A 19,921-nucleotide genomic window follows, 5' to 3' on the forward strand; every position below is an offset into this window, starting at 1 on the left:
TCTGCTTCAGCCGTCTTCGCAGCCGGCGCCTACCTTCTCTCTCACGGGAGCTTGCGCTTCCTCGCTCGCCATGCACTTAAGACGTTGGACCTCGGCCTTGAGATCGTCGATCTCCTTCTGCATGACGCGGAACGTCTCAATGAGCGGGTCCGGCAGATTCGTATGGTCGAGCCGGTCGCCGACCCGCTGGCCGTTGCGCTTCACGATGCGCCCCGGGATGCCGACGACGGTGCTGTCCGGGGGGACCGGACGAAGCACGACGGAGTTGGCGCCGATGTTGGAATTGTCCCCGACCGTGAATGAGCCTAGCACCTTCGCTCCAGAAGCGATAACGACGCGGTTGCCGATCGTCGGGTGGCGCTTGCCCTTCTCCTTGCCGGTTCCGCCGAGCGTCACGCCTTGATAGATGACGACTTCATCGCCGATCTCGCACGTCTCGCCGATGACGACGCCCATGCCGTGGTCGATGAACAGCTTCCGTCCGATCTTGGCGCCGGGGTGAATCTCGATGCCGGTCATGAACCGGCTGACCTGCGAGATGACCCGCGCCAGCGTGAACAGGCGCCTGCGATACATAGCATGCGCCACCCGGTGCGCCCAGATGGCATGCAGGCCGGAATAAGTGAAGATGACTTCGAATCGGCTGCGCGCAGCCGGATCGTTCTCGAATACGGCCTCGATGTCCGAACGGATCGTGCTCCACAATCCCATTTTCCCCAACTCCCCCTTCTCCTGCCGGTCTCTAATATGCCAAAAAAGCCTCAGCAGCTTATCGCTGCAGAGGCGTCGATGTACGCGGTCCCACTCTGCTTGAGCCCTCAAGTAACGCATGCGCGGACACGCCGCTCGGGGACTCGACTCGTCAGGCTCGTAACGGGCGCCACCCGGCGCCGCCTACCCGCAGGCCGGCTGCAGCCACCCGCCGGGTCGCCCAACATCTCATGGATGCTGGACGAGCGCAGTACGGAATGGCGCAGCCTGTTGCCTTACGCTCGGCGGCACGGCTCCCAGGCGCATTTCGAATTCCGTCCGAAGAAGCTGCTTCCAGCCTTGGCAGCTCTCTCTGGCGCTCCGGATACGGAACCTACTCTCCTGTTCGTCGCTATTGCTCCTATGAACATCATTATCGCAAGTATATCCCAACCATACTTCAGTGACAAGGCGTTTCGCGTTTGCTGGCCAGCCGCCCAATGAGGGACGGCGTCAAGAGCCTCGCGCTCAAAGCTTGGCTTGCGATGCCGAAGCACTGCGGGCCTCCGCCCATCCCGTTCAGGCCAGCTTGCCTTCGGCGCCCGCCCGCAGACGCTGCAGCACCTTATCGCGGCCGAGCAGCCAGATCGTCGCGTTCAGGTCCGGACCGTGCACCTGCCCCGTCAGCGCCACGCGGATCGGCATGAACAGGCCTTTGCCCTTGGCGCCGGTCTCGCCCTGCACCGCCTTGACAGCGGCTTTGATCGCATCGACCGTGAAGCCCGCTTCGCCCATCTCTTCGACATGGCGGGCGAAGGCGGCGAGCACCGCCGGCACCTGCTCGTCCGCGAGAATGCCCCGGCCTTCTTCCTCCAGCACAACGTTGTCTCGGAAGAACAATTCCGTCTGCTCCACGATCTCCGAAGCGCTGCTCAGCTTGTCCTGATACAAGGCGGACAGCGTCTCAGCCCACGCCTGCTGCGATTCGTCCAACTGCTTCGGCAGGCGTCCGGCCTTCTGCAGCTGCCGGGTGCAGAGGTCAGTGACGACGTCAAGCTCAGCCTTCTTGAAGTAAGTGTTGTTCATCCAAGCGAGCTTCTGCTGGTCGAAGATCGAGCCGGACTTGTTCACGCGCTCGAACGAGAAGCGTTCGATCAGCTCCTCTTTGGTGAAGACCTCTTCTTCCGTCTCCGGCGACCAGCCGAGCAGCGCCAGGAAGTTCAGAATGGCCTCCGGCAAGTAGCCCAGATCGCGATACTGCGAGATGAATTGCAGAATCGACTCGTCCCGCTTCGAGAGCTTCTTGCCGGTCTCGTTCAGGATAAGATTGAAGTGCGCGAACACCGGCTCTTCCCAGCCGAAGGCGCGGTAGATTTGAAGCTGGCGAGGCGTGTTCGAGATGTGCTCTTCGCCGCGCGTGACGTGCGTAATGTGCATCAGATGATCGTCGATGACGACGGCCAGATTGTATGTGGGCATGCCGCTGGACTTCACGATGACGAAGTCGTTGCCGTCGGAATCGAAGGAGATATCGCCGCGAACCATATCGCGGAACGCCAGCTTCTCGCCTTCCGAAGCGCGCAGGCGAACGGTCCGGCTGCGGCCTTCCGCTTCGTACGCCGCCCGCTGCTCGGCCGTCAGATGGCGGCAGTGCCCGGCGTACTTCGGCGTCTCGCCTGCCGCGACCTGCGCTTCTCGCTCGCGCGTCAGGTCTTCCTCCGTGCAATAGCAATAATAGGCCTTATCCTCGCGCAGCAGTTGATCGATGTGCGCTTGGTAGATGTCCATCCGGTCTGTGCAGCGGTAAGGCCCGTATGGACCACCGACGTCCTCGCCCTCATCCCAATCGAGGCCGAGCCAGCGAAGGCCGTTATAGAACTCCTCCGCCGCGCCGGATACGTTGCGGTCCAAGTCGGTATCCTCAATGCGCAGAATGAATTGTCCTCCGCGCTGTCTTGCGTACAAGTAAGTAAAAAGCGCCGTCCGCGCGCCGCCGATATGAAGATGTCCCGTTGGGCTCGGCGCGTAACGGAGACGAACGATATCACTCATCGATGGTTCCTCCATTTTGCGTTGTTATGATTCATAATAGGGGATCGTTCCCGGCCAATCAATTCCCGCCTTGGACGAGGCATACGACCGCCTGAGCGGCGATCCCTTCTCCTCGGCCGGTGAAGCCGAGCCGCTCGGACGTCGTCGCCTTGACGTTCACCTGCGACACGTCCGCTTCGAGCGCGCGCGCAATTACTTCAGCCATCGCCGGTATGTACGGCGCCATCTTCGGCGCCTGCGCGATGATCGTCGCATCGGCGTTGCCCAGCTTGTACCCTCGCTCCTTCGCCAGCGCCCATACATGCTCAAGCAGCTTGACGCTGTCCGCGCCCTTGAACGCCGGATCGGTGTCGGGGAAGTGCTTGCCAATGTCGCCCAGCGCCAGCGCGCCCAGCACGGCATCGCTGATCGCGTGCAGCAGCACGTCGGCATCGGAATGGCCGAGCAGCCCCTTCTCGTACGGTATCTTCACGCCGCCGATGATGCAGTCGCGGCCTTCCGTCAGTTGATGCACATCGAATCCTTGTCCCACTCTGATCATATTAGTCCGCTTCCTCCAAACGACGCGCGTCAAGGCTTGCTCGGCTGCGCTTCTCCAGCAGCAGCTCCGCTACCGGCAGATCCTCCGGCGTCGTGATCTTCAAATTTAAATAATCGCCGCGAACGATCGCCACCTTGCGCCCCATTCGCTCGAGCAGCATCGTGTCGTCCGTTGCGGCAGCCCCCTCTAGCTTCGCCGCGCGGTGAGCGTTCAGCAGCTCCTCCCGGGCGAAGGCCTGCGGCGTCTGCACGGCCCATAGCGTACTGCGGTCGGGCGTCGCGGTCATGAACCCTCGCTCGCCCTCCACCTTGATCGTGTCCTTCACGGGCACGGCCAGCGCGGACGCCCCATGGCGCTCCGCCTCGCGGCAGCAAGCCTCGATCTGCTCCGGCGTCACGAGCGGGCGGGCGGCATCATGCACAAGCACGCCTTCCGTATCCAACGCGGCCAGTCCCGCATATACGCTGTCCTGCCGCTCGGCTCCTCCAGGAACAATCGTCTTCACTTTGCGCAGCGCCGGCTCCAGCTCCTGCACAACCGCCTTAGCCTTCGCTTCCTCTCCCGGGGCGACGACGAGAACGATGCTCTCCACCGACGGGCTGCTCCCGAACGCCTCCAGCGCATAGGCCAGAACCGGCCGCCCGGCGAGCGTCAAGTAAGGCTTATTATCGGAAGCGCCCATCCGCGTCCCGCGGCCGGCTGCGACGACAACAGCTCCCCACTTCATGCTTCAGACCCCTCTCGCAACCGCGACTATACAGCACAAAAAGCGGGACACTAAGAGCGCGTCCCGCCCATATTCTTATAATCATACCGCTTCAGAGCGCTTTTTCCAATAGTTTCGGCTTCGCGAAGATCATTCGTCCCGCAGATGTCTGCAGAACGCTCGTCACCAGCACTTCCATCGTCGTGCCGATGAAGTCCCGGCCGCCTTCGACGACGATCATCGTGCCGTCGTCCAAATAGGCGACGCCTTGGCCGTGCTCCTTGCCATCCTTGATCACTTGAACGACAATCTCTTCGCCGGGCAGCACCACAGGCTTGACCGCATTGGCCAGATCGTTGATGTTCAGCACCGATACGCCCTGCAGCTCACACACCTTGTTCAGATTGAAGTCGTTCGTCACGACCTTGCCGCGCATTGCCTTCGCCAGCTTGACCAGCCTGCTGTCCACTTCTCCCGCTTCCTCGGCAGCATCTTCGTAGATGAGCACCTTCACGTCGAGCTCCTTCTGAATCTTGTTCAGAATATCGAGCCCGCGGCGGCCGCGGTTGCGCTTGAGCAGATCCGAGGAATCCGCGATGTGCTGCAGCTCTTCCAGAACGAATTCGGGGATGACGAGCGTGCCCTCGATGAATCCGGTCTTGCAAATATCGGCGATTCGGCCGTCGATAATGACGCTCGTATCCAGAATCTTGTGGTGCTCGTACTTCGGTTCTTCCTCGAGGATAGGCTCCGCCGGACGGCGCGAGTGGATCCAAGCGGCCGCCGCCTCGTTCTGTTTGCCGATGCCGATGCGCAATCCCGCATACCCGAGGAACAATGCCGCCAGCGCGCCGATCAACGCGCCTACGCGAGGAATATCGGACAGGTACGGATACGCGAAGGCCGCTACGGCAAGTCCCGACAAGCCGCCGGCCAGCCCGCAGGCCAGAGCCGAGATAGGCAGCGCGGACAGCCGGTCGATGCCGCGCTGCAGCCCTTGGGAGAGCGCGCCGGCGAACGACGTCGCGATCAGGAAGCCGAGCATCGCTCCGATGGCCATGCCCATATAGCTGCCGGAGCTTGCACCTCCGCTCCCTTGGGCGGTCAGAAGCGGATTCGTCCACGATACTCCTCCGGCCGACCGCCAAGAAGACACGCTTTGTCCGATAAGCGTCCCGATCAGCAATCCCGATATTTGGATCATGCGTTTCATCATCATAATAATCACTCCTTCATTTGCCTATCTGCTAGTATGTTCCAATTTCCCGCTTGTTAACCTCTAATTGGATCATGATGCGCAAACTTCCCGGATGCGCCCAAATTGCTCGCCAAATCCGGTTAATCCTTTTGAAATCAAGGAGTCCATGCTCTATAATGAGAGGTGGAAATGTCAAAAAATTACGGTAACCGGGGTGGAACGGATGAGCGCATCATCGCTGAAGGAATTTCAGCAGCAGGTATCGGAGCTGTTGCTCCGTCACCGCAGCCTGCTCGACGTCATGACCAAATACAGTCAGTCGAACGCCTCCGTGAATCGGGCCGTATCCAAGGCGATAACGGAATGCGGCTGTATTGAACTGAACGCCCGCAACCAAGGCTTCTCCGAAGACATGGAGTTCGACGAGGCCAAGAAGCAATCCAAATCGCACATGCGCGGCCATCTATGCGAGCATTGCCAAGACATCGTTCGTTCAGAGCTGGGGAAGAACCTATTCTACATGTCGGCGATGTGCAATCTGCTCGACATTAATCTGGATGAGGTCATCTCGAAGGAATCGGAGAAGTGCTCCACGCTAGGATTCTTTAACATGACTTAAGATCAACACTATAATCGAACAACGCCCCGGCGTCTGCGGACGCTGGGGCGTTGGTTCGTTCCAGGCTAAATTCGGTTGGACTGGACATAAAGAAAGCGCCTGACGGCGCTATCGGGCGGTTCATGCGCTATGCTCGGATGGAGCTTGCTCCTCCGTATTAGCCGTTCTCTTCCGGCGCCGTCTGCGAGGCATCAAACGCTCAACGTTTTTTTTTAATCCCCACAAGGCATAGATCAGCAACAGGGCCAGAATGAACTTCGGAATCGCCTTCGGGAATTCGAAGGCGAGAATGGCAGCCAGCGCGACAACGATCGGAATGGCCCACACGGCCGTGCGCGGCAGCCCCAGCTTTTTGAAATTCGGATATTTAATATTGCTTACCATCAAGAAGGACAGCGCCAACGAGCTGACAAGCAGCAAGTAAACGTTCAGGTCTCGATTGAATAGCGCCAAAGTCGCCAGCACGCCTCCGGCAGCCGGAATCGGGAGGCCGATGAAGTAACCGGGAACGCCTGAGATGACATTGAACCTCGCCAGACGAAGCGCGCCGCAGATCGGGAAGATCGCTGTGATGATCCAGGCGAGAGCCGGGCTAACGTCGGTGAAGGCGGCTTGATACATAATAAATGCGGGAGCTACGCCGAAGGAGATGACGTCGGACAAGGAATCGAGCTCTTTGCCGAATTCGCTCTGGGCGTTCAAAGCCCGCGCGACGCGTCCGTCCACTCCATCGAGAAGCATAGCGATGATCACCAACAGAGCAGCGCCATTCGCCCGGTCGTTAAACGCCAAGATGATGGAGAGAACGCCGAGGAACAGATTGCCCACCGTAAACAAGCTCGGTATTGATTTTGTGATCATTGGTTCACCTCGACTTTACTATGCCCATACCTGATCAGCCATATCAATTCGGAATGGGATAACGGGGCAGAAGCAGACACCCCAAATGCCATCTCCCAATTGTAGACCCCTTAAATCTGTCTGTCAATAAACACCTGCTCTTGAATCCGCTTCAAGCCTTCCTTGATCGACCGCGCCCGGACCTCGCCGATGCCGTCCACTTCGTCAAGCTCTTCAATCGAAGCGAGCATCATATGCGGGAACGCGCCGAAGCGCTCCACGAGGTTGTGAATGATAATGCTCGGGAGCCTCGGAATCTTGCTGAGCATCCGGTAGCCGCGCGGCATGAAGCCGTCCTCGGCGACCGTATTGATCGAGGCGTAGCCGAGCACCCGAATGAGATGAGCGGTGTCCAGCAGCTCTTCGGAAGTCATTTTCTTAAGCGCCGATTGGATCTCCTTGATCTTCTCGTCGCTTGGATCGCGCGCGTAATCCTTGAGCAGCAGACGGGCTTCCTCCTCGGCCGAGCCGACCAGCTCGACCATCTGCATGCTGATGAGGCGGCCTTCGTTGCCGAGCTCCAGCACATAGCGGCTAATCTCCATCTTGATCCGCAGCAGCATCTCGGCCCGCTGGATGACGTACGCCACTTCGTGCATCGTGACGAGCTCCTCGAATTCCAGCGCAGACAGGTTGGTGAGCGCTTGCGAGTAGACGGCCCGGTACTTCTCCAGCGTCTGAATGGCCTGATTGGCCTTCGTCAGAATGACGCCGATCTCCTTAAGCGAATAGCGCAGACTCCCCTGGTACAGTGTAATGACGTTGCGCCGCTGCGAGATCGAGACGACCAGCTTGCCCGTCTGCTTGGCGACCCGCTCCGCCGTCCGATGCCGAATACCCGTCTCGATCGACGAGATATGCGGATCCGGGATGAGCTGGGTGTTCGCGAACAGAATGCGCTTGGCGTCCTCGCTCAGGATGATGGCGCCGTCCATCTTCGCCAATTCATATAAGTAATTGGGCGTGAAGTCGCAATTAATGGAGAATCCGCCGTCCACCAGCTCCATGATCTCGGGTGAACAGCCAACGACGATCAAGCCGCCTGTCTTGGCGCGCAGCACGTTCTCCAAGCCGTCGCGGAACGGCGTTCCCGGCGCTACCATCTGCAGCAGTTGGTTCATCGTATGCTGTTGTTGCTGCTCTTTGTCTTTAGTCTCTTTCATCTTCTGCTACGCCCCCTATTCCAACGCTGCCCGCAGCGCGTCCGCCACTGTCTTCACGGGAATCAACTGGATGCCCGCAGGCGGCTGCCATCCCTTCATGCTCATCTCCGGCAATATGACGCGTTTGAAGCCAAGCTTCAGCGCTTCCTTCACTCTCGTCTCCGCGCGCGAGACCGCCCGTACTTCGCCGGTCAGCCCCACTTCGCCGAAGACGACGTCGTACGGCTTCGTCGGCAGGTCGCGGAAGCTAGATGCGATACTGACAGCTGCCGCGAGGTCCGCGGCCGGCTCGTCGAGCTTGACCCCGCCGGCTACATTCACGTAGGCGTCTTGATTCTGCATGAACATGCCCATGCGCTTCTCCAGTACCGCGATGACGAGCGAGATGCGTTGATGGTCCAGTCCCGACGACATGCGCCGTGGAGACGGGAAGTGCGTAGGCGCCACCAACGCTTGCAATTCGACAAGAACCGGCCTTGTACCTTCCATGCTGGCGACCACTGTCGAACCCGAGACGCCAAGCGGCCTCTCCGAGAGGAACAGCTCGGACGGATTCGTCACTTCGCGCAAGCCGCCTTCTGTCATATCGAAGATGCCGATCTCATTGGTTGAACCGAAGCGGTTCTTGACCGCTCGAAGCAATCGATAGGAATGATGGCGCTCGCCTTCGAAGTACAAGACGCAGTCGACCATATGCTCCAGCAGCCTTGGGCCCGCGATCGCGCCTTCCTTCGTCACGTGCCCGACGAGCACGGTGGCGACGCCGTTCACCTTGGAGATGCGCATGAAGTGCGCGGTGCATTCGCGGACCTGGGCGACGCTGCCCGGAGCCGAAGCGACGTCCGGACGGTAGACCGTCTGGATCGAGTCGATGACGAGGAAGTCCGGCTCTACGTCTGTGATCGCCTGCTCGATCAGATCGAGATTCGTCTCGCAGAGGACGAACAGCTTGTCGCTGAGCGCTCCCAGCCGATCGGCGCGAAGCTTCGTCTGCCGGACGGATTCTTCTCCCGATACGTACAACACTTTGAGCCCTTGACTCGCCAGGGCATTAGACGTCTGCAGCAGAAGCGTCGACTTGCCGATGCCCGGATCGCCGCCGACGAGCAGAAGCGAACCGGGCACCAAGCCGCCGCCCAATACGCGATTTAGTTCATTCAATCCGGTCGGAACTCTCGGTTCTCGGCCGCTCTCTATATCTATGATGGATTTGGCTTTTTCTTTCGCGCGAGTAAGCTCTCCGCGTCCGACCGGAGCCTTGACTACCGTCTCCGCCTCTTCCAACATCGTGTTCCATGCGCCGCAGCCTGGGCATTTGCCCATCCACTTGGGCGATTCCGTGCCGCATTCGGTGCAGACGAATTTGACTTTGATCTTGGCCATATACGGCTCTCCTTAGGAATAAGGGCTTGCTTCATGCAAGCTTAATCAAAGTGTACCAGAATCGTCCAATCGGGTAAAACCCCCATCCAAGGGATGCGGCTTCGGACACGATAACGAACAAAAGCCGCTGCTCGGCGGCCCTTGTTCAGATCAACCAATCTTTATATTCCCGTACGAAAATCCGCCTGGCCTCCTCGTAGCCGATCAGCGGATTCAGGTCGGCGGCGTGGAGCGTCCACGGCGAATCCTGCCGAATGATGCCGACCTCATAACCCGCCTTCACGAACTCCATGCTCTGCGAGGTGTCGTAGAAGTGCCAGCCGCCGAACAGATCCCCCCGCCATGGCAAATCATATTGCGTCGCCATCCACATGCCGTCAACGACACGCACCGGCTGGTACTCACCCGAGACGGGCTTGAATTGGATAGGCATCGGTCCGTTGCCCGGGCGATCCGGCGGCCCAAAGAGCTTGCCGTAGGAAGTATTCGCGCATTTGTGCCATACGGCGTCATTCGGAAGCGGCGGCCCGATGCCGAGCAGGCCGAGCAGCCCTAGCTGCGGATATGCCGTGAAGAGACGGACGACCTCACACAACATCATCCGGTGGAGAATGAACACGTCCTGATGCAGGTAGATCTTAAACTTCGCATCCGATTGCTTCATCGCCCGGTTGTAGCCGGACGCCATGCTTGACGCCCCTTCAATCGGCAAATATTCGATCTCGAACCCAGGCGGGACATGCAGCAGATTCATATACTGCCTCGCCTGAGCATAGAGCGGCGGATCATTGACGCAGCTAATCAAACAGATTTTGTTAGGCTTCAAGGCTGTCATCGGAGCCACTTCCCGTAATGCCTCACTAGAATATGACGATTCTCCTCGTAGCCGTTGAAGTCGAGCACGCAGTCGTGGACGCACCAGGGAGACACTTGCGCCGGCACGCCCACTTCGTATCCCGCTTCCCGAAACTCCAGGCTTTGCGAGACATCGTAGAAGTGCCAGCCGCCGAACAGATCCTCTCGCCAAGGCAAATCGTACTGCGTCATCATCAATAAGCCGTCGACGACCATGACGCTGCGGTAATCGCCGCCCACCTTCAGGAAGTCCAGCGTGAACAAGCCATCCGGCTTAATGCCGTACACCTTCCCGTACCGGCGGGGCTCATCGTACCAGACGCCGGTTGGCGGCAGCCGTTCTGCGCCGGCCATGCCTAGCATGCCAAGCTTCGGATACTGCCGGAACAAGCGAATCGTCTCGAGCAGGAACTGCGGGTTCACAATGTAGACATCCTGATGGATGAACACTTTGTACTTCGCATTCGTCATTCGCATCGCCCGATTGTAGCCGGACGTCAGGCTCGCCGCATCGGAGATGACGACGAACTCGGTCCGGAACCCCGGCGGCACGATCAAGTGATTCATATATTGACGGGCCCGTTCGTACAACGCCGGATCGTTCACGCAGCTGATAAAGCAAATTTTCATATGATCCATACGATATCGCTCCGTTTCCTTCTCCTGGTTCGGCTAGACGCCGGCGGCGGCATATCGCCGCTTCAGTTCGTCCGCATTCGCGATAGCGGCCGCAAGCTGAGGCGGGCAGCCCTTGGGACAGACGACGCCGAGGCCGAAGCAATGATCGAACTCCAGATGCGGATAGACCTTCAACTCGTCCCACAAGCGATGCACGCCGAATCCATTGTCACGAACCGCGATGTCGTGAAGCAGAACGACGCCGTTAGCAGCCAACTTCGGCAGCCAGCTCATATAATCGTCCTTGGCCGCTTCATACGTGTGATATCCGTCGATATGAATCACGCCGGCCGAATTGTCGGCAATGAACGGCAGCGCCCCGGCGAAGGTCGTTCGCAGCAGCGTCGCTGTGCTTCGGTAGAACGCGTTAACGATAGCGTTGACTGTTGCGAATACTTCTTCGGAATAGCGGCCGGCATGATCGTCCCCCAGCCAAGTGTCGACGGCGATGCAGCGCGTGCCGGAGCCCGTATCGACCGCGGCCTGACAGAAGCTGTAGAAGGATATGCCCCAATGCGTCCCGAGCTCCACAGCCAATCCCGGCTTCAAATTCCGAATCAGGTCGTAGGCGAACCGCCGATGGCCTGTCCACGCAGACAGCGCCATGTAGTTCGGAATCAAGCTCTCGTAGCTGAATGCCGGATGGTAATATTGCCACTTTAACATCAGATCTCCCCCTCAACCGCGCGATGCGACGAGCCGTTCATAGAATCTGAATAAGCCTTGCACATCGGAGGATTGCAGCAACGGGATCGCCGCCTCGATCGACGCGAGCGGCCAATCCCACCACTTCATCTCGATGAGCCGCGCGATGTCCGCATCGGCGAACCGCCGGCGAAGCGCCTTGGCCGGATTGCCCGCTGCAATCGTGTACGGGGGGACACTCTTGCTAACCAGCGCTTCGGCTCCGATGACAACGCCGTCCCCGATCCGCACACCGGACAGAATGGTCGCGCCCGTGCCGATCCAGACATCGTTGCCGATGACAATGTCCCCTTTGGACTTGGGATGCCCTTGAAGGGGCGCATATTCCGGCAGCAAGGAATTGAAGGGGTACGTCGTTGCCCAGTCGGTTCGATGCTCGCCGCCGAGCAGAATCGTCACCCGTTCGGCGATGGAACAGAATTTGCCGATCGTTAACGTGCTGTCCTCGCCCCAATGCCGAATAACAGGCGCACCGTAACTGAACTCGCCAATGACGGCGTTGCTGGCGACGGTACGATGCGGGAATTGCGAACGAAGCTGCATTAAACCCATATATCGCATCACTCCCCCTTAGCTCATGAACGGTTGCTCCATCCCGCTACCGTAACATATGCATGTCCGGCGCCGGCGGCTTGGATCATAACCCCGCCCGCAGTTCAAGAATGCGGACAAACCGCCGTCTCTTGTCCATTCATCGCCGAATAGCATTCCTTGGCCATTGAATTCCGCCTCTCATACAATAAGCGCTCGCCGAGGGATCTCTCCTCTCGGCGAGCGCCGCTGCTTGCCTCTCATCTCCACCACCACCAACGCCAGATCAGCCAGATAATGACGGCGATCAACAGAAGGCCGCCCGTCAGATAGAAGAGGACGAAGAGAATCTTGCTCAGCACGAACAGCGCCAACACGCCCGCGAATCCGCAGGCTAACAAGACGAGCGGCTGCCTCCAAGGAAAAGGCCTGCGTGGCCGATACATCGAGGTCTCCCTCCCTTGCGTTCGAGCGCTAAGCATGACTTGCCGATCGCATGGCCGAAGCCGGCTATCGGGACTCGGACGTTGATATAGGGTATGGCCGCATACGCTTATTGGTGATGCGAAGGCGCAGTCCACAAGAAGAGGGCTCTCCCGGGAGCGCGTTACGCTCCGGGAGAGCCCTCTCTGTGAACTGCAATTACGATACCGAGCCGACTTCGCCTTTGGTATTGACGACCAATTCGCCGTCCTTCTCGTCGATGACGAGCTTGTCGCCCTTGTGAATCTTGCCCATCAGCATCTCTTCGGACAGACGGTCCTCGATATGCTTCTGGATTGCGCGGCGCAGCGGGCGCGCGCCGTATTGCGGATCGTAGCCTTCCTTCGCGAGGAAGTTCTTCGCCTCTTCGGTCAGATCGAACTGCACGTCGTGATCCTTCAGCCGCTTGCGGAGATCGTCCGCCATCAGCGTAACGATCTGAGCGATGTGCTTCTCCTCCAGCGGATGGAAGACGATCATCTCGTCGATCCGGTTCAGGAACTCCGGACGGAACGACTTCTTCAGCTCCGCCAGCACCTTATCCTTCATGACGTTATAATCGCGGCCTGCATCGTTCGCCGCCGTGAAGCCGAGCGTCGAGTTACGCTTGATCTGATCGGCGCCGACGTTGGACGTCATGATAATCAGGGTGTTGCGGAAGTCGACGGTGCGGCCCTTGGAGTCGGTCAGACGGCCGTCCTCCAGCACCTGCAGGAGCACGTTGAATACTTCCGGATGGGCTTTCTCGATCTCGTCGAGCAAGACGACGGAGTATGGCTTACGGCGGACCTTCTCGGTCAACTGGCCGCCTTCGTCGTAGCCTACATACCCTGGAGGCGCGCCGACGAGACGCGAAGTCGAATGCTTCTCCATGTACTCCGACATGTCGATGCGGATGACCGCATTCTCGTCCCCGAACATCGCTTCCGCGAGCGCTCTGGCGAGCTCCGTCTTGCCGACGCCCGTCGGGCCGAGGAAGATGAACGAGCCGATCGGACGCTTCGGATCCTTCAGTCCCGCGCGGGAACGGCGCACGGCGCGGGCGACGGCCTTGACGGCTTCTTCCTGCCCGATGACACGATCGTGCAGGATATCCTCCATTTTGAGCAGGCGCTCCGTCTCTTCCTCCGCAAGCTTGCTCACCGGAATGCCGGTCCAGCTGGCGACGACTTGCGCGATGTCCTCCGGCGTTACTTCGGAGTCGGTGCGGCCTTGCTTCTCCTTCCACTGGTTCTTCGTCGCTTCGAGCTCCTCGCGGATCTTCTGCTCCGTATCGCGGAGCGCCGCGGCTTTCTCGAATTCCTGGCTCTGAACCGACGCGTCCTTCTCCTTGCGGATGTCCTCCAGACGCTGCTCCAGCTGCTTCAGGTTCGGCGGAACCGTGTAGGAGCGGAGACGAACCTTCGAGCTCGCTTCGTCGATCAGATCGATCGCCTTATCCGGCAGGAACCGGTCGGTGATGTACCGGTCTGACAAGCGAACGGCCGCTTCAATCGATTCATCCGTGATCTTCACGCGATGATGCGCTTCGTAACGGTCGCGCAAGCCGTGAAGAATTTGGATCGCTTCATCCGGCGTAGGCTGATCCACCGTAATCGGCTGGAACCGGCGCTCCAACGCGGCGTCCTTCTCGATATATTTCCGATACTCATCCAACGTCGTAGCGCCGATGCATTGCAGCTCCCCGCGAGCCAGTGCCGGCTTCAGGATGTTGGACGCATCGATCGCGCCTTCCGCTCCGCCTGCGCCGATCAGCGTATGCAGCTCGTCGATGAACAGAATGACGTTGCCGGCTTGGCGTATCTCATCCATGATCTTCTTCAAGCGGTCTTCGAATTCGCCCCGGTACTTCGTGCCGGCGACGACCGAGCCCATGTCGAGCGTCATGACGCGCTTATCGCGCAGCGTCTCCGGAATCTCTCCGGCAACGATCTTCTGCGCGAGCCCTTCGGCGATCGCCGTCTTGCCGACGCCGGGTTCCCCGATGAGAACCGGATTGTTCTTCGTGCGGCGAGAGAGCACCTGGATGACGCGCTCGATCTCCTTCTGCCGCCCGATGACCGGGTCGATATGATTGTCGCGAGCGCTAGCCGTCAGATCGCGGGCCAGGCTGTCGAGCGTAGGCGTGCTGACATTGGCCGAAGGTCCGTGGTTCTGCGACACGCTCTCGCTGCTGCCGAGCAGCTGCAATACTTGCTGGCGCGCCTTATTCAGGCTGATGCCCAAATTGTTGAGCACGCGAGCCGCTACGCCTTCGCCTTCGCGAATGAGGCCAAGGAGAATATGCTCCGTGCCGACGTAGGTATGTCCGAGCTTGCGCGCTTCGTCCATCGACAGCTCGATGACCTTCTTCGCGCGCGGGGTATAGGCGATATTGGTAGGCTGTTCCTGGCCGCGTCCGATGAGCGACTCCACCTCGTCCTGGATCTTCTCCAGCCCCAGTCCCAAGGCGATCAAGGCTTTCGCGGCGATGCTCTCGCCTTCGCGAATCAAACCAAGCAAAATATGCTCTGTGCCAATATTATTGTGCCCCAGCCGCACCGCTTCTTCTTGAGCCAGCGCGAGCACTTTCTGCGCACGTTCGGTGAATCTTCCGAACATCATGAGCAGCACCTCCCCCTGTAGAATTAAGAATAGAACATTTAAGCCTGCGATGCCAGTCGAGACCGAATGATTCGCGCTCTGGCGATGTCCCGCTGCTCTGGCGTCAACGCTTCCCCGGACTGTTGCTGCAGGAAGCCCGGCTGTGTCAATACGATCAGTTCATTCAAGACGTCCCGGTTCACCTCAGGCAGCAAGCCCAGATGGACGCCGAGCCGGACGTCTGAGAGCCGCTGGGACGCTTCCTTCGAATCCATGATCGAAGCGTAGGATAGAATGCCGTACGATCGGCGCACGCGGTCTTCAACCCGCGTGCGGGATTCCTTCAGCAGCCGTTCGCGGGCCGCCTGTTCATGACCGATAATCTGCCGGGCAACTGCGTGGAGGTTATCGATGATCTCCGATTCGGATTGGCCCAGCGTAATCTGATTGGATACCTGGAACAGGTTGCCCGTCGCTTCGCTGCCTTCGCCGTATAGTCCGCGCACAGCCAAACCTACCTGCGTTACCGCAGACAGAATCCGGTTAATCTGCCCGGTCAGAACGAGCGCCGGCAGATGCATCATGACTGAAGCGCGAATGCCGGTGCCGACATTGGTCGGACAGCTTGTCAGATACCCATACTTCTCATCGAAAGCATAATCGACGCTCTCTTCGAATATGTCGTCAATCTTGCTGGCGAATTCCCAAGCTTCACGGATTTGGAAACCCGGGTACAGGCATTGAATGCGAAGATGATCTTCTTCATTTATCATTATGCTGATGTCTTCGTTCCGGCCGAGAATTAGCGCCCCGTTCCTTGATTCGCCAGCGAGTGCGGGGCTGATCAGGTGCTTCTCGACGAGCACCAGCTTCTCCAGCTCGGTCAGCTCCGACAAACGATAAGCGGCTGGTTCGCCAAGACCGTTCAAGCGCCCGCTCTCCGCTATGGACAGCAGCTGCTCCATCGTGTTCTGCGACTGATCCGCCGTCGCCAGCAGCGGGAATGGATAGTTCCGCATGTTACGCGCGATGCGAATGCGGCTGCTGAGGACGACGTCGTTCTCTGGACCGTCCTTCTTCATCCACGGGCTGAGCGCATGCTCTGCAAATTTATGCTTAGCCACAAGGGTCTCCTCCTCTCGCTATCGGCTGCAAGCAATCCATCGGGATGATCCGCGCTCTCAATCCCAGGAGAACGGATTCGCTATGAACCGATCTCCCGCTCGAGATCCCGGATGCGGTCCCGAAGGGAAGCCGCCGACTCGAAGTCTTCTCGTTCGATACGGCTCTGAAGCTCTCGCTTCAGCTTATCGATCTCCCGTCTCATTCGGACTTGGCCGCCTACACGCTTCGGCACCTTGCCAACGTGAACCGTATTGCCATGCACCCGTTTGAGCAGCGGATCGAGCCGTTCGGCAAAATGCTTGTAGCAGTGGCTGCAGCCGAAACGTCCCATCTTGCTGAATTGGGCGTAGGTCATCCCGCACATCTCGCAGCGAAGCGTCTGCTGCTTCGCTCCGGCGCTTGCCGGGTCGAAATCGATGAGTCCCGAGAGAAGATTGTGAATGGAGAAACCGCTGGAAGTACCGGGAATGAGCTCGCCTCTCTCGCGTGCGCAGAATTCGCATATATGCAGTTCTGTTTTCTCCCCGTTAACAATCTTGGTGAAATGTAGCGTCGCCGGCCGATTGCCGCATTCCTGACACTGCATCACCCGCACCTCCTTTCATTCGATACAAGCAGCTTATTTCGCCAGAAGCGCCACCAGCATCGCCTTGAGCAGCTTGGCGCGAACCTCGTCCCGAAGCGGGAGCTTGAGCTGCAATACATCGCGGGATACGGCCGCCTTCAGCAGGTTTGCCTCCCTTAACGTTAGGAAGCGCGCCTCCTCTAATTGATAAATAAGGCCTTCGGCCGTCGTCTGGTCGATCTGATCGCCGACCGTCTGATGCACGTGATGATGAACCGCCTCCAGTGACGGGAGATCGACGCGCTGAATCCGGATGTATCCGCCGCCGCCGCGCTTGCTCTCCACGAAGTAGCCCTTCTCGAGCGTGAACCTCGTGCTAATCACATAGTTGATCTGAGAAGGCACGCAGGAGAACTTATCCGCGAGATCGCTTCGTTGAATCTCGATCGCTCCTGATGAGCTGCCCTGAATGAGCTGCTTTAAATGTTGCTCGATCAGATCCGAGATGTTCCGCATCGCTTACCTCCTTTCGGGAGCAATGCTCGTTTCTGACTTTGACTTTCTTTGACTTTATACTCATTATAATCAATCTGTTGAAAAATGCAAAGGGGCTTCGGCTAAGTTTATCCTCCTGCCGGAAGCCCATATTAACGCCTTCATTCTTATTATGGAAACGGCTCAATCGCTTTATACGGGGACGCCGCCCATCTCCTTCAGAAGAAGTCCGCCAGATAGGATGTACGGACTGGAATACGGCTCTCCAACAGTTCCAGCGCCTCGCGGTCCCCTTGGATCAGGCCGGCTTGACGAAGCCATTGCGGCCGCCGGTTGCCAAGGAGCATCGCCGTAAGCGCGCGGATATCGCAGCTTGCAGCCGGCAGCTCCTCGTTGCCAAGGCGTTCGCCCGATTCCCGATCGGCCGATTGGGCCGATTGCTGGACGCGCGCCGCTCCATCTGCGCGGAAGATAATCCGGAATCTTCGGTTATTCCATGGCGCGTACGAATCGCTGATATCCAGCGTCAGCCCTTCTTCCTTCTCCGCCGGATGGAACGGATACTGCTCGATGAACCCTTCCACATCTACTACACGGGACATGAAGTACGGCACAAGCTCCTGCTTGAAGCGGGGATCCGGGAGCAGGAAGCCAAGCGCATCGTCAGCCGGCACCGTGATGCTCACCCGCTCCGCCATGGAATCGTGGTTGGCGATGAACCGCCATATCTCCGCGCGCGCCTCTTCGTCGGCATAAGCCCAATCATGAACGGTGAACAGACGGTTCTGGACCTCGTAAATGATGTATCCCGCGGGAACGCCGCTGTCATTGCGCCAGACGGCCGCAAGCCCCGGCTTCCTCAGTACTTTGCGGCTCCACCAGTCTTCCGAGCGGTGCAAGGTGCCATTATAACGGGAGGCGAACGCTTGATAGATGGCTACGAGCTCTTGGGCCTCCTTGGGCACCCGCTCCATGCTTCCGCGCGACTCGCGGCTCTTCGGAAGCAGCGCCATCTCGATCTCGTAACGCTTGCGCTCAATGGTAAATTCCCAGCCGTACTTCCGGTAGAAAGGGAATTGGAACGGGGCCAGCATGCTAACCGTCTGCCCTTGTTCGCGCATCGCTTCGAGCGTCCGCTCCAGCAGCTTCGTAATATTGCCGCCCCGTCTCGTCTCAGGCCACGACGCCACGGCAGCCAATCCGCCCATGCGCAGAACGCGGCCTTGAACATAGATCTCGAACGGGATCAGGTTCAAGCCGGAGAGCATGCGGCCCTGTTCGTCGAAGACGCCCCAATAATTCCCCGGCTGGAAGCGTTCGCGTTCTTCCTGCAGACGCTCAGGCGTGAACTGGAATTGGAATGCGAACTCAGACAGCTCCTTGCGCGCGTCGAACTCTTCCTTGGTCAGTTGGCGGATTAGCATCGCAGAACCCTCATTTCATTTTTTATCCATCATATCATACAGACTCGAAATGGAGGCTGGAGAATAGCCAAGCCTCCTGAATTAGCGGCGTAAGTTATTGGGGACGCAAATGATTCAGAGGGTTAATCAGCGGTACTTTAGGGTGTTATCTTAGTTTGTTTGATAAACTAACTATTGATGGGGTGATGGTGGGTTGGTGGAGACGAATTGGCTCTCGTGCACCCGCACACGGAACCGATGACCGGCTCACGAGTCCGCCGTGGATCATCGAATACAGCTTCGCCTCACGCCTGATAGATAGAGGAGATCCTTGGCAGGGACAAAGTGTCGCAAATATCAAGCAGCAGCTTGAACAAAGAATCGACGCGTTTATGAAGTTAGGCGAACAAGGTGCTTGAAGCGGATCGAGCGGGACAATAGCACGGTTCGAGGAAAGCGGAAGCAAAGAGGATGTCGAACAAGGAGAAGTCGAAGCCGAGAAGTCATCTCATGTCTGGGCAACAACGACGGAAGAGCCTCTAGTTGCCGCTCGCTTTAAGATTTAAGAAACGGACAACTCTTCACTGCCCGTCTCGTTAGAGAGGAGGTTACTACCCCTCGTTGTTTACTGAAAACGAACCAGTGATCTCGCGGTTCGCTCTGTCGTTTAGTGGGTGCCGGGGTTTCTTCACCTCACTCATTTTGCCGTATAGTTCTCAAATCTACCCGAATCTTCCCACATAGTCTCGAACTCACTGGCACAAGCCTGTGAAGAATCCTGTCGTTACGATTGATTTATCCATGACCGTAATCTTTTCGTGCATAAGCCCGAGTGTTTGTTTGTTGATCTTGACCGGGATCCCCGCTTTACGGATCTGCGACAAAAAGACGCCAGAACGAATTCTGCCGCCGGAAGTTCGATTATTCAATTAGCTTGTGCCTTGATAACCGGATACGAAACGATTTGCGCATTTGTGAAGCATCGTGCTCTAACCTTATTGTGTGCTGATCCATACGCCGACGCTTTTTCTGTCGAAAAAGCTGGATAGGATAAGCCCTCGACCGATTAGTACTCGTCAGCTGCACGCGTTGCCGCGCTTCCACCCCGAGCCTATCAACCTGGTGTTCTTCCAGGGGTCTTACGAATTGGGAAATCTCATCTTGAGGCGGGCTTCGCGCTTAGATGCTTTCAGCGCTTATCCCTCCCGCACTTGGCTACCCAGCGGTGCTCCTGGCGGAACAACTG

The 19,921-nt window shown here is 58.4% G+C and carries 19 protein-coding genes and 1 rRNA gene; 1 reads left to right on the plus strand and 19 read right to left on the minus strand.

What is annotated here, in order from left to right; genetic code table 11:
• Positions 1-6: 6 nt before the first annotated feature.
• The 5 genes from cysE to H4Q31_RS18400 all read right to left on the minus strand — a co-directional run bounded on the left by cysE (position 7) and on the right by H4Q31_RS18400 (position 5,208).
• On the minus strand, positions 7-711 hold the full coding sequence (gene cysE, locus H4Q31_RS18380; RefSeq protein ID WP_185180521.1) for a serine O-acetyltransferase: 705 nt from the start codon (positions 709-711) through the stop codon (positions 7-9).
• A 558-nt stretch (positions 712-1,269) separates the two neighbouring features.
• Positions 1,270-2,742 (minus strand): glutamate--tRNA ligase, encoded by a 1,473-nt coding sequence (gene gltX, locus H4Q31_RS18385; protein ID WP_185180522.1) that lies wholly within the window; start codon positions 2,740-2,742, stop codon positions 1,270-1,272.
• Between the two features lie 58 nt (positions 2,743-2,800).
• Positions 2,801-3,283 carry a 2-C-methyl-D-erythritol 2,4-cyclodiphosphate synthase gene (gene ispF / locus H4Q31_RS18390; RefSeq protein ID WP_185180523.1) on the minus strand — a complete coding sequence of 161 codons (483 nt, stop codon included), beginning with the start codon at positions 3,281-3,283 and terminating at the stop codon, positions 2,801-2,803.
• A 1-nt stretch (position 3,284) separates the two neighbouring features.
• A complete protein-coding gene (ispD, locus tag H4Q31_RS18395; protein WP_185180524.1) occupies positions 3,285-4,010 on the minus strand; it encodes a 2-C-methyl-D-erythritol 4-phosphate cytidylyltransferase in 726 nt (241 codons plus the stop codon).
• A 91-nt stretch (positions 4,011-4,101) separates the two neighbouring features.
• Positions 4,102-5,208: a PIN/TRAM domain-containing protein gene (locus tag H4Q31_RS18400; protein ID WP_185180525.1), complete on the minus strand. Its 1,107-nt coding sequence runs from the start codon at positions 5,206-5,208 to the stop codon at positions 4,102-4,104.
• 202 nt (positions 5,209-5,410) lie between these two features.
• On the opposite strand from H4Q31_RS18400, the gene H4Q31_RS18405 reads away from it, so the two are divergent.
• The gene (locus H4Q31_RS18405; RefSeq protein ID WP_185180526.1) at positions 5,411-5,806 is read left to right on the plus strand and encodes a nucleoside triphosphate pyrophosphohydrolase family protein; all 396 of its coding nucleotides are present in this window, start codon (positions 5,411-5,413) and stop codon (positions 5,804-5,806) included.
• A 120-nt stretch (positions 5,807-5,926) separates the two neighbouring features.
• Here the strand turns inward: H4Q31_RS18405 and pssA are convergent, their stop codons facing one another.
• The 14 genes from pssA to H4Q31_RS18475 form a co-directional block, all read right to left on the minus strand.
• Positions 5,927-6,667 (minus strand): CDP-diacylglycerol--serine O-phosphatidyltransferase, encoded by a 741-nt coding sequence (gene pssA, locus H4Q31_RS18410; protein WP_185180527.1) that lies wholly within the window; start codon positions 6,665-6,667, stop codon positions 5,927-5,929.
• Between the two features lie 110 nt (positions 6,668-6,777).
• On the minus strand, positions 6,778-7,869 hold the full coding sequence (disA, locus tag H4Q31_RS18415; protein ID WP_185180528.1) for a DNA integrity scanning diadenylate cyclase DisA: 1,092 nt from the start codon (positions 7,867-7,869) through the stop codon (positions 6,778-6,780).
• 15 nt (positions 7,870-7,884) lie between these two features.
• The gene (gene radA, locus H4Q31_RS18420; protein ID WP_185180529.1) at positions 7,885-9,252 is read right to left on the minus strand and encodes a DNA repair protein RadA; all 1,368 of its coding nucleotides are present in this window, start codon (positions 9,250-9,252) and stop codon (positions 7,885-7,887) included.
• Positions 9,253-9,397: 145 nt separating this feature from the next.
• On the minus strand, positions 9,398-10,087 hold the full coding sequence (locus tag H4Q31_RS18425; protein WP_185180530.1) for a glycosyltransferase family protein: 690 nt from the start codon (positions 10,085-10,087) through the stop codon (positions 9,398-9,400).
• A complete protein-coding gene (locus H4Q31_RS18430) occupies positions 10,084-10,746 on the minus strand; it encodes a glycosyltransferase family protein (protein WP_185180531.1) in 663 nt (220 codons plus the stop codon). Before H4Q31_RS18430 ends, H4Q31_RS18425 begins: the two co-directional genes overlap by 4 nt.
• Positions 10,747-10,779: 33 nt before the next feature.
• Positions 10,780-11,451 (minus strand): class I SAM-dependent methyltransferase, encoded by a 672-nt coding sequence (locus tag H4Q31_RS18435; protein ID WP_185180532.1) that lies wholly within the window; start codon positions 11,449-11,451, stop codon positions 10,780-10,782.
• A 12-nt stretch (positions 11,452-11,463) separates the two neighbouring features.
• Positions 11,464-12,033, minus strand: a complete 570-nt coding sequence (locus tag H4Q31_RS18440) for a CatB-related O-acetyltransferase (RefSeq protein ID WP_185180544.1) — start codon at positions 12,031-12,033, stop codon at positions 11,464-11,466.
• Positions 12,034-12,281: 248 nt separating this feature from the next.
• Positions 12,282-12,467: a hypothetical protein gene (locus H4Q31_RS18445; RefSeq protein WP_185180533.1), complete on the minus strand. Its 186-nt coding sequence runs from the start codon at positions 12,465-12,467 to the stop codon at positions 12,282-12,284.
• A gap of 196 nt (positions 12,468-12,663) precedes the next feature.
• The gene (clpC, locus tag H4Q31_RS18450; RefSeq protein WP_185180534.1) at positions 12,664-15,108 is read right to left on the minus strand and encodes an ATP-dependent protease ATP-binding subunit ClpC; all 2,445 of its coding nucleotides are present in this window, start codon (positions 15,106-15,108) and stop codon (positions 12,664-12,666) included.
• A gap of 38 nt (positions 15,109-15,146) precedes the next feature.
• Positions 15,147-16,211: a protein arginine kinase gene (mcsB, locus tag H4Q31_RS18455; protein WP_185180535.1), complete on the minus strand. Its 1,065-nt coding sequence runs from the start codon at positions 16,209-16,211 to the stop codon at positions 15,147-15,149.
• 80 nt (positions 16,212-16,291) lie between these two features.
• Positions 16,292-16,798, minus strand: coding sequence for a protein-arginine kinase activator protein McsA (gene mcsA / locus H4Q31_RS18460; RefSeq protein WP_185180536.1), 507 nt, complete (start codon positions 16,796-16,798; stop codon positions 16,292-16,294).
• 33 nt (positions 16,799-16,831) lie between these two features.
• On the minus strand, positions 16,832-17,293 hold the full coding sequence (locus H4Q31_RS18465) for a CtsR family transcriptional regulator (RefSeq protein WP_185180537.1): 462 nt from the start codon (positions 17,291-17,293) through the stop codon (positions 16,832-16,834).
• A 197-nt stretch (positions 17,294-17,490) separates the two neighbouring features.
• The gene (locus H4Q31_RS18470; RefSeq protein ID WP_185180538.1) at positions 17,491-18,696 is read right to left on the minus strand and encodes a GNAT family N-acetyltransferase; all 1,206 of its coding nucleotides are present in this window, start codon (positions 18,694-18,696) and stop codon (positions 17,491-17,493) included.
• 1,025 nt (positions 18,697-19,721) lie between these two features.
• Positions 19,722-19,921, minus strand: a 23S ribosomal RNA gene (locus H4Q31_RS18475); the annotation flags it as partial.

The organism is Cohnella lubricantis (assembly GCF_014212015.1).
GTDB lineage: Bacteria > Bacillota > Bacilli > Paenibacillales > Paenibacillaceae > Cohnella > Cohnella lubricantis.